The 13384-nt window shown below is 66.7% G+C and carries 14 protein-coding genes; 10 read left to right on the top strand and 4 right to left on the bottom strand.

Annotation, left to right across the window (positions count from 1 at the left end):
* Nucleotide 1: 1 nt before the first annotated feature.
* The 8 genes from ACX80N_RS00550 (at nucleotide 2) to ACX80N_RS00585 (ending at nucleotide 7150) form a co-directional block, all read left to right on the top strand.
* Nucleotides 2-397, top strand: a complete 396-nt coding sequence (locus ACX80N_RS00550) for a TadE/TadG family type IV pilus assembly protein (protein WP_459337891.1) — start codon at nucleotides 2-4, stop codon at nucleotides 395-397.
* The gene (locus ACX80N_RS00555; protein ID WP_459337892.1) at nucleotides 385-1428 is read left to right on the top strand and encodes a pilus assembly protein TadG-related protein; all 1044 of its coding nucleotides are present in this window, start codon (nucleotides 385-387) and stop codon (nucleotides 1426-1428) included. The genes ACX80N_RS00550 and ACX80N_RS00555 overlap by 13 nt, the downstream gene beginning before the upstream one ends.
* Nucleotides 1425-2192, top strand: a complete 768-nt coding sequence (cpaB, locus tag ACX80N_RS00560; RefSeq protein ID WP_459337893.1) for a Flp pilus assembly protein CpaB — start codon at nucleotides 1425-1427, stop codon at nucleotides 2190-2192. The genes ACX80N_RS00555 and cpaB overlap by 4 nt, the downstream gene beginning before the upstream one ends.
* Nucleotides 2189-3385, top strand: a complete 1197-nt coding sequence (locus ACX80N_RS00565; RefSeq protein WP_459337894.1) for an AAA family ATPase — start codon at nucleotides 2189-2191, stop codon at nucleotides 3383-3385. The genes cpaB and ACX80N_RS00565 overlap by 4 nt, the downstream gene beginning before the upstream one ends.
* Nucleotides 3382-4815, top strand: coding sequence for a CpaF family protein (locus ACX80N_RS00570; protein WP_459337895.1), 1434 nt, complete (start codon nucleotides 3382-3384; stop codon nucleotides 4813-4815). The genes ACX80N_RS00565 and ACX80N_RS00570 overlap by 4 nt, the downstream gene beginning before the upstream one ends.
* Before the next feature lie 4 nt (nucleotides 4816-4819).
* Nucleotides 4820-5755 (top strand): type II secretion system F family protein, encoded by a 936-nt coding sequence (locus tag ACX80N_RS00575; protein ID WP_459337896.1) that lies wholly within the window; start codon nucleotides 4820-4822, stop codon nucleotides 5753-5755.
* Nucleotides 5756-5765: 10 nt separating this feature from the next.
* On the top strand, nucleotides 5766-6647 hold the full coding sequence (locus ACX80N_RS00580) for a type II secretion system F family protein (protein ID WP_459338455.1): 882 nt from the start codon (nucleotides 5766-5768) through the stop codon (nucleotides 6645-6647).
* Nucleotides 6648-6772: 125 nt separating this feature from the next.
* Nucleotides 6773-7150: an Hpt domain-containing protein gene (locus ACX80N_RS00585; protein ID WP_459337897.1), complete on the top strand. Its 378-nt coding sequence runs from the start codon at nucleotides 6773-6775 to the stop codon at nucleotides 7148-7150.
* Nucleotides 7151-7164: 14 nt separating this feature from the next.
* Here ACX80N_RS00585 and ACX80N_RS00590 read toward each other — a convergent pair whose 3' ends face one another.
* Nucleotides 7165-7947, bottom strand: coding sequence for a response regulator transcription factor (locus tag ACX80N_RS00590; protein ID WP_459337898.1), 783 nt, complete (start codon nucleotides 7945-7947; stop codon nucleotides 7165-7167).
* Between the two features lie 197 nt (nucleotides 7948-8144).
* Here ACX80N_RS00590 and ACX80N_RS00595 point away from each other — a divergent pair, with 197 nt between their 5' ends.
* On the top strand, nucleotides 8145-9827 hold the full coding sequence (locus tag ACX80N_RS00595; protein WP_459337899.1) for a sensor histidine kinase: 1683 nt from the start codon (nucleotides 8145-8147) through the stop codon (nucleotides 9825-9827).
* 14 nt (nucleotides 9828-9841) lie between these two features.
* Nucleotides 9842-10465 carry a prepilin peptidase gene (locus ACX80N_RS00600; RefSeq protein ID WP_459337900.1) on the top strand — a complete coding sequence of 208 codons (624 nt, stop codon included), beginning with the start codon at nucleotides 9842-9844 and terminating at the stop codon, nucleotides 10463-10465.
* Nucleotides 10466-10524: 59 nt separating this feature from the next.
* Here the strand turns inward: ACX80N_RS00600 and ACX80N_RS00605 are convergent, their stop codons facing one another.
* The 3 genes from ACX80N_RS00605 to ACX80N_RS00615 form a co-directional block, all read right to left on the bottom strand.
* On the bottom strand, nucleotides 10525-11520 hold the full coding sequence (locus ACX80N_RS00605) for a tRNA pseudouridine synthase A (RefSeq protein ID WP_459337901.1): 996 nt from the start codon (nucleotides 11518-11520) through the stop codon (nucleotides 10525-10527).
* A 22-nt stretch (nucleotides 11521-11542) separates the two neighbouring features.
* Complete coding sequence (rplQ, locus tag ACX80N_RS00610; protein WP_459337902.1) at nucleotides 11543-12157, bottom strand: 50S ribosomal protein L17; 615 nt, start codon at nucleotides 12155-12157, stop codon at nucleotides 11543-11545.
* A gap of 66 nt (nucleotides 12158-12223) precedes the next feature.
* Entirely contained in the window at nucleotides 12224-13234 is a 1011-nt protein-coding gene (locus ACX80N_RS00615; protein ID WP_105032912.1) for a DNA-directed RNA polymerase subunit alpha, read from the bottom strand.
* Between the last annotated feature and the right edge of the window lie 150 nt (nucleotides 13235-13384).

Consider the following 13384-nt stretch of genomic DNA (forward strand, 5'->3'; position numbering starts at 1 on the left):
CATGCTACTGAAGACAAGCCAGCGCGGCGCCGTTGCAGTCGAGTTCGCCCTGGTTGTTCCGCTACTCATCCTTCTACTTCTTGGCATTATCGAAGTGAGCCGAGCTTTCAATGCGCAAGCCACGCTCGCCAGTGCTGCTCGGGAAAGCGTCCGCGTCGTAGCAATTGGAAAAAACGACTCTGATGCAGTCAACATCGCTATATCGGCGGCAGAATTTCTTACTCCCGACCTAGACGCTTCAAATATCGCCGTTTCGCGCTCCCCGGTCGGCGCATCGAACACCTGCCCATCAGGGAGTACGGCCACCGTGACGATCACCTACACGATGAGCACCTTGACCGGTATCGCTGCCCCTTATTCCGTAAAGGGAAAAGGGGTCATGCTATGCGGAGGCTGAAGCGCGGCAGGATCACAAGGGGTAGTGACGAGAAGGGTGCCATCAGCGTCCTCGTAGCCGTACTGATGATAGTGCTGCTTGGTTTCGCTGCACTGGCCATCGATGTGGCCATGATCTACTCCGAGAGGACGCAGCTGCAGAACGGCGCTGATGCTGCGGCCATCGCTACTGCGCAAAGATGCGCAGAGAATGCGTCCAACCCTGACTGCACGGCGTCCTCAAACATCGCGCGGAGTCTCGCAGACGGTAATGCCTTGGACTCCAGGAGCAATATCAAGGAAATCAGCATCAACGGTTCTGTCCGGAAAGTCACCGTGACGACGGGAGCGCTCGAAGATGGACAAATGCCGAACCGTGTCTCCCTGATCTTCGCGAAAGCACTCGGATTTGCATCGACGGAAGTGACTGCGTCATCCACCGCCGAGTGGGGCAGCCCGGTCTCGGGACCGGCGCCGTTCCCTATCACCTTCTCGGAATGCGAACTCAAAGACGGACCCGGCTGGCAAATCGTCGAATACCGCAAGAAGTCCGATGGCACCGCTGCGTGTGCCGGTGGGCCTCCTGGCGGGTTCGGCAGCTTGAATCAGGTTCCGGGCCAATGTGAAGCCATCGTCGACATGAGCAAGGCCGCGTCGGGAAGCAACACGGGTAACAACGGGGCACCGTCGAACTGCGAATCCCTGCTCGGCGAATGGCGGTCCAAGATCGAGGCTGGAACTCCTCCGGTCGGTTTGTTCCCGATCTACGACATGGTCACCGATAGCGGCTCGAACGGCACCTACCACCTCATCGGCTTTGCCGCCTTCGAAGTGCACGGTTGGAAATTCAAGCAGGAAGGTAGTTCTGTCTTCCCGGACTCATTTCGTGACAACTACTACCCGGGCTACAAGTGCAGCTCCGTGAAGTGCGTCGGCATTATCGGCCGGTTCGTGACGATGGTGTCTTTAGATGATGCCTACAAGCTGGGAGCGTTCGACCCGAGCATGCGCACCGCGGTCGTCCGTCTCACCCTCGAGAAAGCAACACCATGAAATCCCGCCTCCTGGCCGGCGTCGCCGCTGTCGTTCTTGGGCTCCTCGGAGCAATGATGCTGTTCGGCTACGCGCAAGACGCAGAAGCACGGGCCGTCGAGGGCCTTAACCCCATTGACGTGCTGGTAGTGACAAAAGAGGTTCCCGCAGGAACACCGACCGCGGATCTCATGCCGTCTCTCATTAAAAGGACCTTCCCTGCCACGGCCGTGAATCCGTCGGCGTTGAAGGACCTCGATTCGTCCGGCGGGAAGGTCACGTCGGCCGATCTCCTGCCCGGTGAACAGTTATTAGCGGAGCGCCTCGTCAATCCAAATGATGCAGAACTGACGGACCGCCCCGACATACCCGAGGGCCTCCAAGAGGTCTCCTTCGCCCTCGATCCGGGCCGTGCATTGGGAGGCAATGTCAAGCCGGGAGATGCGGTCGGCGTCTTCATCTCCACTTCGCTGGACCCGGCGCCGGAAGGACTGGAACCGCGCGTAACCCAACTGGTGCTGCACAAGATACTTGTCACCGCTGTGCAGCGAGCCCCTGTTGAGGCCGCCCTCGATCCGGCTGCCACGCCAGAGGAGCAAGCCCGCGCAGAGGCAGAAGCGCTACCGAGCGGCTCACTAATGCTGACGGTGGCCGTGACTCAGGAACAAGCAACCAAGATTGTCTTCGGCAACGAGTTCGGCACTATCTGGCTCAGCAAGGAGCCTGTTGGAGCTACTGAAAGCTCTGAACCGATCACCATCCACGACAAGGTCCTGTACCGATGAGCAGATTCGTCCTGATCACGCCCAGTTCTGACTTCGAGCAGAAGGTCCGCCATGCCGTCGCCGGTGGTCTCCAGGGTCATGTGAAGAGCCTGCCCTCGACCGTCCTGGCCGGCGACTCGGACGCCATCCTCGACCAGCTGGCGCTGGAACGCCCCGAGGTGCTCATCTTCGGCCCGGGCATCGCCATCGAGGACGTGCTGCGCCTCGCCATCATCGTGGACGTGAAGTTCCCCGAGGTGAGCGTGGTGCTGGTGCACGAGGACCACCCCGAGATCGCCCTGCAGGCCATGCGGGCCGGCGTCCGGGACATCCTCACGCCACTGGCCGACATCGCGAGCATCCGCGCCCAGCTCGAACGTGCCTGCCAGGCCTTCGCGACACGCCAGCGGACCGATGCGCAGCTCCCGCACGAGAAGCAGAGCGGACTGGTCATCGGTGTCTTCTCACCCAAGGGTGGTGTGGGCAAGACGACCATCGCCACCAACCTGGCCGTCGGCCTGGGGAAGATCGCACCACTGAGCGTCGTCATCGTGGACCTCGACCTCCAGTTCGGTGACGTGGGCACGGGCCTGTACCTCAACCCCGAATACTCGGTGCTCGACGCCGTGTCCGGTGCCGCCACCCAGGACTCCATGGTCCTCAAGGCCTTCCTGACAGCCCACCCGTCGGGGATCTACGCCCTGTGCGGCCCACGCAACCCGGCCGACGCCGACCGCATCAGCTCCGAGCAGGTGACCCGCCTGATCCGGCAGCTCGCCCTCGAGTTCCGGTACGTCGTCATCGACACAGGCCCTGGACTCACCGAGCCGAGCCTCGCCGCCCTCGAGCAGTGCACGGACGCGGTATGGGTCACCGGCATGGACGTGCCCAGTGTCCGCGGCCTCCGCACCGGGCTCGACGTCCTCAACAAGCTCAACCTCATGCCGGAGACCCGCCACGTGGTCCTCAACTTCGCGGACACCAAGACCGGGCTCTCCGTCCAGGACATCGAGGCGACCCTCGCTGCGCCCGTCGACGTCTCCATCCCCCGTTCCCGGGCCCTGACGCTGGCCACGAACCGGGGGATTCCCCTGCTGCAGGACAAGGTGCGCGATCCGGCGACGAAGAGCCTCACCGACCTCGTGCAGCGGTTCGACCACGCGTGGCGTGCCAAGTCTCAGCGCAAGGTGCACCGCCGCGTGGTGGTCCGATGAAGCTCTCCGCCCGCATCCAGGCCGCCGGCCTCGCGACCGCGCCCGTCCTCGAGCCGGAACCCGCCTTACCCGCCGAGGAACCACGCCCCGCTCCCCTCGCCCCCGCCGTCGTCCGCGATGCTCCCGAGAAGCCCGGGACGGCGAAGGTCGACGTCTTCGCCGGCCTCAAGCAGCGCGCCGCCTCCGCCCTCTTCGAGCGCATGGGCGTCCGCGCCAGCGACACGTCGATCACCGAGGAGGACCTCAAGGCGATCGCCCGCGAGGAGCTCAGCCAGATCATCGACGCCGAGCAGGTGCCCCTCAGCCCCGACGAACGACGGCGCCTCATCCAGGACGTTGCCGACGACGTCCTCGGCTTCGGCCCGCTCCAGCGTCTCCTCGACGACCCATCCGTCACCGAGATCATGGTGAACCGGATGGACCAGATCTACGTGGAGCAGCAGGGCAAACTGCGGCTCAGTGACTCCCGGTTCAGCTCGGAGGAGCACCTCCGGCGGGTGATCGAGCGCATCGTCTCCAAGGTGGGCCGCCGCATCGACGAGTCCTCCCCCTTCGTGGATGCCCGCCTCGAGGACGGTTCACGCGTCAACGCCGTCATCCCGCCCCTCGCCGTCAACGGCTCCTCGCTGACCATCCGCAAGTTCAGCAAGGTCCCGCTCACGGTGCAGAACCTCATCGACTTCGGGACGCTCACCCCCGAGATGGCCGAACTGCTCGATGCCTGCGTCAAGGCCAAGCTCAACATCATCGTCTCGGGCGGCACGGGCACCGGGAAGACCACCCTGCTCAACGTGCTGTCCTCCTTCCTGCCCGAGGGCGACCGCATCGTCACCATCGAGGACGCCGTCGAGCTGCAGATCCAGCAGCAGCACGTGGTGCGCCTCGAGAGCCGACCGCCGAACACCGAGGGCAAGGGGGCCGTGACAATCCGCGACCTCGTCCGCAACTCCCTCCGGATGCGGCCCGACCGCATCGTGATCGGCGAGGTGCGTGGCGGTGAGTCCCTGGACATGCTGCAGGCCATGAACACCGGACACGACGGCTCCCTCTCCACCGTGCACGCCAACTCACCGCGTGACGCCGTCGCCCGCCTCGAGACGCTCGTCCTCATGGCCGGGATGGACCTCCCGCTGCGCGCCATCCGCGAGCAGCTGGCCTCCGCCGTGAATCTCGTCGTCCAGATCTCGCGGCTCCGGGACGGAAGCCGGCGCATCACGCACGTCACCGAGGTGCAGGGTATGGAGGGCGACGTCGTCACACTGCAGGACGCCTTCGTCTTCGACTACTCCGCGGGCGTGGACAGCAAGGGCCGTTTCCTCGGCAGACCCGTACCCACGGGCATCCGTCCCCGCTTCATGGAACGGTTCGAGGACATGGGGATCACGGTATCCCCCGCCGTCTTCGGGTCCGTCCCCGCGCGCGGACGATAGCCGCATGACCGTCCTGCTCCTTGCCGGGCTCGCCTTGGTGATCGGCGCCATCGTGCTCGCCGTCATCGCACTTCGGCCCCTCCAGTCGCCCGTGCCGCTCGATCGCCGCCGTCCGCCGGTGGACCAGCCGGACTCGCAGCTCTCGCGCTTCGCGGGAGTCGTCGGACGGGCGATGGACCGCTACCTGCAGCGTCGGCCGATGCGGTTCCTGAACCAGCAGGTCCTGGAGACCGCGGGCGTGAAGTTGAGCCAGGCCGAGGTGTACCTGCTCATCATCCTCGAGGGCGTCACCGGTCTCCTGCTCGGCTGGGTGCTGCTCGCGCCCGCCGTCGGCATCCTCCTGCTCCTGCTGTCCCCGGCGGTCGCGCACCTCGTGGTCTCGTTCCTGACCGGACGACGACGTCGCCGCTTCGACGCGCAGCTGGGCGACACCCTGCAGCTGCTCACCGGCGGCTTGCGGGCGGGCCACAGCATCCTCCGCGCGATCGACGCCGCCGCCACGGAGGCCGACAGCCCGACGTCGGAGGAGATGCGCAGGATCGTCGCCGAGACGAGCCTCGGCAAGGACCTCCTCGCCTCCCTCATGGACACCTCGGAGCGCATGCAGAACGAGGACTTCGCGTGGATCGCCCAGGCCATCCAGATCAACCGCGAGGTGGGCGGGGATCTCGCCGATGTCCTCGATCAGGTGGGCCATACGATCCGCGAACGCGCAGAGATCAAGGGCCAGATCAAGGCGCTTGCGGCCGAGGGGAAGTTCTCCGCCTATATCCTCGCGGCACTGCCCTTCGGCATCGCGCTGATCCTCACACTCATCAGTCCCGGGTATGTCGACCCGCTCTTTACGAAGCCGCTGGGCTGGGTGATGCTCGGAGCCGCCGCCGTCATGATGGCTATTGGCGGGCTGTGGCTGCGCAAGATCATCGACCTGAAATTCTGAGGATATCGTCATCGACCCCACCCTGCTCGCTTCGCTCCTGCTCACCTCGGCACCCATCGGCTATTTCGTCTGGGCACTGCTCACCTCCGATGCTCGGATGCGCCGCATCGTGCAGCACAACCTAAACCAGGGCATTGCAGGGGCCGTCGCCGCCGTTGACCGCCCAAACCCCCTCCTCCGGCTTGGCCGGCGCCTTACTCCGCCGGCGTACGTCCTCAAACTGGACCACCTACTCGCCCTTGCCGGGCGGCCGGTCTCGATGCCGCTGGCCAAGGTCCTCACCGCCAAGCCCCTGCTCGGTTTCGCTGGCGGCTTGGCTGGTCTGCTGCTCCTGCAGTCGAACCCCAGCCGGCTCTACGTCCTGCTCGCGATCTTCATCACGGTACTCGGCTACTTCGTCCCCGACCTGCTCCTCTACAGCAAGGGCCAGGAACGCCAGAAGGCGATGGCCCTGGAACTGGCCAACACCCTCGACCAGATGCTGATCTCCGTTGAAGCGGGCCTCGGTTTCGAGAGTGCCATGCAGCGGGCCGGCGAGACCGGCAAGGGCCCCCTGGCGGAAGAACTCGTGCGGACCCTGCAGGACATGCAGGTGGGACGCAGCAGGCGGGAGGCCTACCTGGCCCTGGCCGACCGCAGCACCATCCCGGAACTGCGCAGCTTCGTGAAGGCCATCGTCCAGGCCGACGCCTACGGGATCGCCCTCTCCGGGGTCCTGCGCACGCAGGCCAAGGTCATGCGCGTGAAGCGGCGTCAGCGAGCCGAGGAGAAGGCCATGAAGCTACCCGTCGCAGTCCTCTTCCCGCTGCTGCTGTTCATCTTCCCCGTCCTGTTCATCGTCATCCTCGGCCCTGCCGTGCTCAACGTGATGGACACGTTCGCCGCCCAGTGAGCAGCCGTGGCGAATAGAACCACGGCGGTGTGCCATCGCAGGGGACGGCCAAGCAATAGCGCATTTCTCGCACAGGGTGAGCGGCTTCACGGCAAACCGTCAGATCACACACGTAGCCTGAGATGGTGCATTCGATCGATTCCCAGCAGGACCTGCCACTGGTGGACCTCACCGTGCTCGCCCACCTCGAGCGGCAGCTGAACGACCCCTCACCCGCCAAGGCGTTCGCCCGTGACTACATCGCCGGGTTCGAGGGGCGCTACCTCCGCCTCACCAACGCGATCGGCGACCGCGACGTCTCTGCCGCCCTCGATGCCGCCCTGAGCCTCCGCAATTCATCCGCGATGGTCGGTGCCGCCCGACTCTCGGCCATGGCTGCCGAGTTCGAGGTGGCAGTGACGGCCTTCGAGCTGGATACGGCGCGTGACATCCTCCCCGCGATCGAGCGCTGCGGGCTGGACACCATCCTCGAAATCCAGTCCCGCTACCTGGCGTCCGTCTAGCCGTCCGACGCCCTTCAGGAACGGGCGGGCGTGAGCCGGTAGCCAACGCCGCGCACGGTCTGCAGCCACCGCGGGTTCTTCGGGTCCTCCTCGAGCTTCCGGCGCAGGTTGCCGATGTGCACCTCGATGGCCCGCTCGTCGGAGTCGCTGATGTAGGTGTCCTCGCCGTAGTACTCACCGCGCACCACCCGCACGAGATCGGCCTTGGTCCTCACGGAGCCGTTGCTCTTGAGCATCTCGTTGAGGAGGTCGAACTCGCTCCGCGTCAGGGGCAGGTCACGTCCGTCGAGCACCACGGTGCGGGCATCCGCATTGAGGGCCAGGCCGTTGTGCTCCACCACGGGCGACGGCGACGGCACCACAGCGGGAGCTTCCGGCAAGGGCGTCGAAGCGGCCGGCTGCACAGCGGGCACCGGCTCCGCGGCGACCCGCGGCCGGCGCAGCATCGCCGCGACCCGGGCGCGGAGCTCCCGGGGGCGGAACGGCTTGGTGAGATAGTCGTCGGCGCCGGACTGCAGGGCCGTGAGGGTGTCCAGTTCGTCGCCGCGCGAGGTCAGCATCACCACGTAGCAGGTGCTGAAATCCCGGATGCGGCGCAGCACCTCGTACCCGTCGATGTCGGGCAGCCCGACGTCGAGGGTGACGACCGCTGCCTCGTGGGTCCTGACCAGTTCGACGCCCGCACGCCCGTTCGGCGCGATGTGCACGTCGAATCCCGACTGCTTCAGGACGGCCGCCACGAGATTCCGGACATCGGAATCGTCCTCGATGACGACTGCCACTCCCGGATCGCTCATCGAGCCCCCGCTCCCGTCTGACCTGTGCTGCACTCTGTTCCACTTCTCATGAACCCCATTGTGCACATCTGTATCGGCTATTTGGCTCCCCCTGCATTCCAAAACGCGGGAGGAACGACATAATGGGAGTCAGTACGTAGGTCTCAGCGTCGGAAAGTCATTCAGAATGCCGTATTTCCCCTTTCCCCGGATAGTGCGTGCCTAGGGATGCCGGTGCCGCGCGGTTGCGCGCGGTCGCCGCGAAGGTCAGCATCAGCCGCTCGGTGGTGCTCTGTCAGATCCCCCTGACCCTGATCGTGGTCGTCATCGCTCTCACGGCGCCACTCCTCCGGCCGGGTCTCATGTCCAACCCCACCTTCGAACTCGGCTTCTCGATGATCCTGGTGCTGCTGGCACTGTGCGTCGTCGTTCCGTGGCGCGAGCTGCCGCGCGGCAGCCTGCTGATCGTCCCCGTCCTCGACTTCGTCGCCATCGCCCTCGTCCGGGCCGGTGCCCTCGAGACACAGCCGGCGCTCGGCGTCCTCGTCATCTTCCCCGTCCTGTGGCTGATGCGCTCCTCCCTGCCCACCTGGGTGTCGCTGAGCTTCACGGCTGCCGGCTCGCTGCTCGTCACGGCCTGGCCGCTGCTGGGCTCCTTCGATCCTGCCCGGCGCGAGTCCTACCTGGCTCCCTTGCTCCTGCCGATCGTGATGCTGTGCATCGCCGTCACCATCCGCGTGATGGGCTCCAGTGCGCGGGCCCGCGACATCGAGATCGAGCGCAAGGATCGCGAACTCAACGACCTGCTGCGTGCCGCCATCGACCGCGAACGCGTCCTCACCGCGATCCTCAACACGGTCGACGTCGGACTGACCGCCGTCGACGCCCACGGCAACACCACGATGACCAACCACCAGCAGGAACTGTTCGATCGACTCGCGGCCGGCCACGAGGACAGCGGCGCACTGCTCTTCGATGCCGATCGGGTGACGCCGCTGGGCGTGGACAGGCAGCCGATCTACCGCGCACTCACCGGCGAGACGTTCGCCGACCAGCTCATCTGGGTGGGCGACGGCGACGCTCAGCGCGCCCTCTCCACCGCGGCACGGCCCATCAAGAACGCCGACGGCGGCATCGCCGGTGCGCTGATCGTCTGCAGCGACGTCACGGAGCTGGTCGAGGCCGTCTCCGCCAAGGACGCCTTCATCTCCAACATCTCGCACGAGTTCCACGCCCCGCTGACGTCCGTGCTCGGATACCTCGAGCTGGTGCTGGAGGACGACCACCCGCTGCCCGCTCACCTCCGGGGCTATGTGGACGTCGCAGGACGCAACGCCGAGCGCGTGCTGCATCTGGTCGCCGACCTGCTGTCGACGGCGGGCGATCGCGTGCGGGTCCATCCACGGCCCGTTGACCTCGCGGCCCTGATCGAGATGAGCGTCCGGTCCAACCGGCTCCGCGCCCAGAAGAACGGCGTCAAGCTGAAGACCGACGCCCAGACGCCCCTCTGGACGCTCATCGATCCCCTGCGGATCTCCCAGGTCCTCGACAACCTGCTCTCCAACGCCATCAAGTACTCCCCCGACGGCGGCGTGGTGAACATCCACGCGGAGGAGTCCGAGTCCGCGATCAGCCTGCACGTCGAGGACCGGGGCATGGGCATGACGGAGCAGGAGGCCCGCCAGGTGTTCTCACGCTTCTACCGCACGCCTGCGGCACGTCACGCCGACATCGACGGCGCCGGACTGGGACTCGCGATCACCAAGTCCATCGTCGAGAGCCACGGAGGGACCATCTCCTGCGTGAGTTCCCCCGGCAAGGGCAGCCGCTTCACGGTGACGCTGCCCGCCAACGGCGAAGTGGGCCGGGCAGCACAGGATTCCATCGGGGAGTCCGTCTAGGTGGTCCCGAGCCCGTGATCGGCGTCCTCGTCACCGCTGCAGCTGCCGCCGGGATCGGCTATGCCCTGTTCGTCCTGGCCGGCCGGGATCAGCGCACCGTCCTGCCGACGTCCTGGCGGCTGCCACTCGCCGTGCTCGCTGGGGTCCTGGCAGGCGCGGGTGCGGCGGTGACCGGCGAGTGGTGGGACCGGCCGCTCGTGGCGGTGCTCGCCGCGTTCGGGGTCCTGCTCGCCGCGATCGACCTGCGGTCCAAGCTGCTGCCCAACAGGGTCCTGGTCCGGTTCGCGGCAGTGACGGCCGGGCTACTGCTCGTCGCGGCGGCTGCCGGCGGCGCGTGGGGCGGCCTGCTCGGTGCGACAGCGGGAGCAGCGAGCCTGTTCGCCGTGTACTTCCTGCTCACGCTCATCTCCCCGGCGGGCATGGGCATGGGTGACGTGAAGCTCGCCGCCGTCCTCGGTCTGTTCGGCGGCTGGGCCGGGTCCGCCGCGTGGATGGGGACGCTGCTGGGCGGATTCCTCCTCGGCGGCCTGGCCGGGATCGGGGTCCTCCTGCTGCGAGCCGGATCGCGGGGGTCGACCTTCCCGTTCGGCCCGGGCATGCTGCTCGCCGCGTTCGCGAGCTTCGTCCTGCTGGGCTGACGCCGACAACGGGTGCGGTACGGAACGAGAGAACGTCGACGAGCACCCGGGAAGCCCGGTCAGGAACCGACCGGATCATCGGAGGAGTCGACCGCGCTGTCCGAGGAGTCGGCAGGCGCAGTGCCCAGGTGCCCCGCGTTGCGCCGGGCCCGTGTGAGCTCCGCCCGCCCGGCGAGCTCCTCGTTCCCGGGATACGCGATCTCCTCGAGCACGAGAGGGTGCGGGGCCGCGAGGATGGACCGCGCGTCCTTCTTCCGGGCGGCCAGCCGCGCGGCGAGCCACGACGGCGGCACTTCCCCTGACCCCACCCGCAGCGTCGATCCGATGAGTGCGCGCACCATGTTGTGGCAGAACGCGTCTGCCTGCACGGTGGCGATGATGACGCCGTCGTGCCCGCGGGCGAACTCGTAGCGCTGCAGTTCGCGGATGGTGGTGGCACCCACCCGGGGCTTGCAGAAAGCCGCGAAGTCCTGCATGCCCAGCAGGTGCGCAGCCCCCTCGTTCAGCAACGTGACGTCGAGGGCTGCCGGGTACCAGAGCGTCGTGTGCCTGCCGAGCGGATCCTGCCCGGCGGCGGTGTCCGCGATGGCGTAGCTGTAGCGACGCCAGAGCGCGGAGAACCGCGCATCGAAGCCTGCGGGCGCCGGTACGGCGGAGCGGACGACGACGGCCGGCACGGAGTTCCTGACCGAGCGGCCCCGTCCCGTGACGCCGTCGGTCAGTTCACGGTTGATCGTGCCGGTGAGGCGCCGCCGGAAGGCATCGGCCGGGTCGACGTCGCGTCCGCGCGCCATCGCCTCCCACTCCGCAGACGTGAGATCGACGTGGGCCACCTGGCCGCGTGCGTGGACACCGGCATCGGTCCGCCCGCCTACGGTCAGCCGCACGGGCCGCCGCAGAAGAGTGAAGAGTGCGCCCTCGAGGACGCCCTGGACGGTGGTCAGCCCGGGCTGCAGGGCCCAGCCCGAGAACACGGCACCGTCGTAGGCGATGTCCAGCCGCACACGCAGAAGCCCGCCGTCCCTCAGGGGGACGGCGGGCTCCTGGGTGATCATGGGTGCATCGAGAGGGGAAGAATTACTTCTTCTCGTCCTCGACGGTGCCCTCGACGACGACGACCTCGTCAGCGGCGCCTGCTTCGGCGTCGACCGTGGTCTCCTCGGCTGCTACCTCTTCGGCAGACGCCGCGGATTCTGCGGACTCAACCGACTCGGCGGAGTCGACCGACTCTGCGGACTCCGGCGACTCCTCCACGGGCGCTGCGGCGACGGGCGCGGCAGCAGCGGGAGCCTTGGCCTGCTCGGCCTCGGCGACGACGGACTGCTTGGCCGACATGGGCTCCAGCACCAGTTCGATGACGGCCATGGGAGCGTTGTCGCCCTTGCGGTTGCCGATCTTCGTGATGCGGGTGTAACCACCCTCACGGTTGGCGACCGCGGGGGCGATCTCCGTGAAGAGTTCGTGGACGATGCTCTTGCTGCTGATAACGCCGAGAACGCGACGACGCGAGGCGAGGTCACCCTTCTTGGCGAAGGTGACCAGACGCTCGGCGTAGGGGCGAAGGCGCTTGGCCTTGGTCACCGTGGTGGTGATGCGCTTGTGCTCGAACAGTGAGGCGGCCAGGTTGGCGAGCATCAGGCGTTCGTGCGCCGGACCGCCTCCGAGACGTGGGCCCTTGGTGGGTGTGGGCATGGTTCTTTCTCCTCATTAGGTGTCCGCCCGCCGCAACGGGGGCGCGGCGGGTGGACAGGTAGCGTTTTAGAGCTCTTCGTCGCCGTAGGCGACGTCGTCCTCTTCGATGGCGGCAGCGCGCGCGGCGAGGTCGAAGCCTGGAGGGGAATCCTTCAGGGACAGACCGAGCTCCACGAGCTTCGCCTTGACCTCGTCGATGGACTTCGCACCGAAGTTGCGGATGTCCATGAGATCGGCCTCGGAGCGTGCAACGAGTTCACCCACGGAGTGGATGCCCTCACGCTTGAGGCAGTTGTACGAGCGGACCGTCAGTTCGAGGTCCTCGATCGGCAGGGCCATGTCGGCAGCCAGTGCCGCGTCGGTGGGCGAGGGACCGATCTCGATGCCCTCGGCGGCGGTGTTCAGCTCGCGGGCGAGGCCGAACAGCTCCACGAGGGTGGTTCCGGCGGATGCGACGGCGTCGCGCGGGGCGATGGCGTCCTTCGTCTCGACGTCGACGATGAGCTTGTCGAAGTCGGTGCGCTGCTCCACACGGGTGGCCTCCACGCGGAAGGTGACCTTCAGGACCGGCGAGTAGATCGAATCGACCGGGATGCGACCGATCTCGGAATCGCCGGACTTGTTCTGCGAGGCCGACACGTAGCCGCGACCGCGCTCGATGGTCAGTTCGAGCTCGAACTTGCCCTTCGAGTTGAGGGTCGCGATGTGGAGGTCGGGGTTGTGGAACTCGACGCCGGCGGGGGGCGCGATGTCGGCGGCCGTGACGACGCCGGGACCCTGCTTGCGCAGGTAGGCGACGACGGGCTCGTCGTGCTCCGAGGAGACGGCGAGGTTCTTGATGTTCAGGATGATCTCGGTGACATCCTCCTTCACCCCGGGGACCGTGGTGAATTCGTGCAGCACTCCGTCGATACGGATGCTCGTGACAGCAGCACCCGGGATGGAGGACAGGAGCGTACGGCGGAGCGAGTTGCCGAGGGTGTAGCCGAAGCCGGGCTCGAGGGGCTCGATGACGAACCGCGAGCGGTTGTCGGCGACTACTTCTTCAGTCAGGGTGGGGCGCTGTGCAATGAGCACTTACATATCCTTTCGGGAAGCATCCGCTATATGACGCTTCGATATGGGCGGGACTGCGGGTCATTCGGCTGGAGAACTACCGGAACGGCACCGAACCGCCCTGCCGGGACACGAGGTCCCTGCAGGGCGGTACGGTGACCGGGAAGCCGA

Source organism: Arthrobacter sp. MDT2-16, from assembly GCF_054510925.1.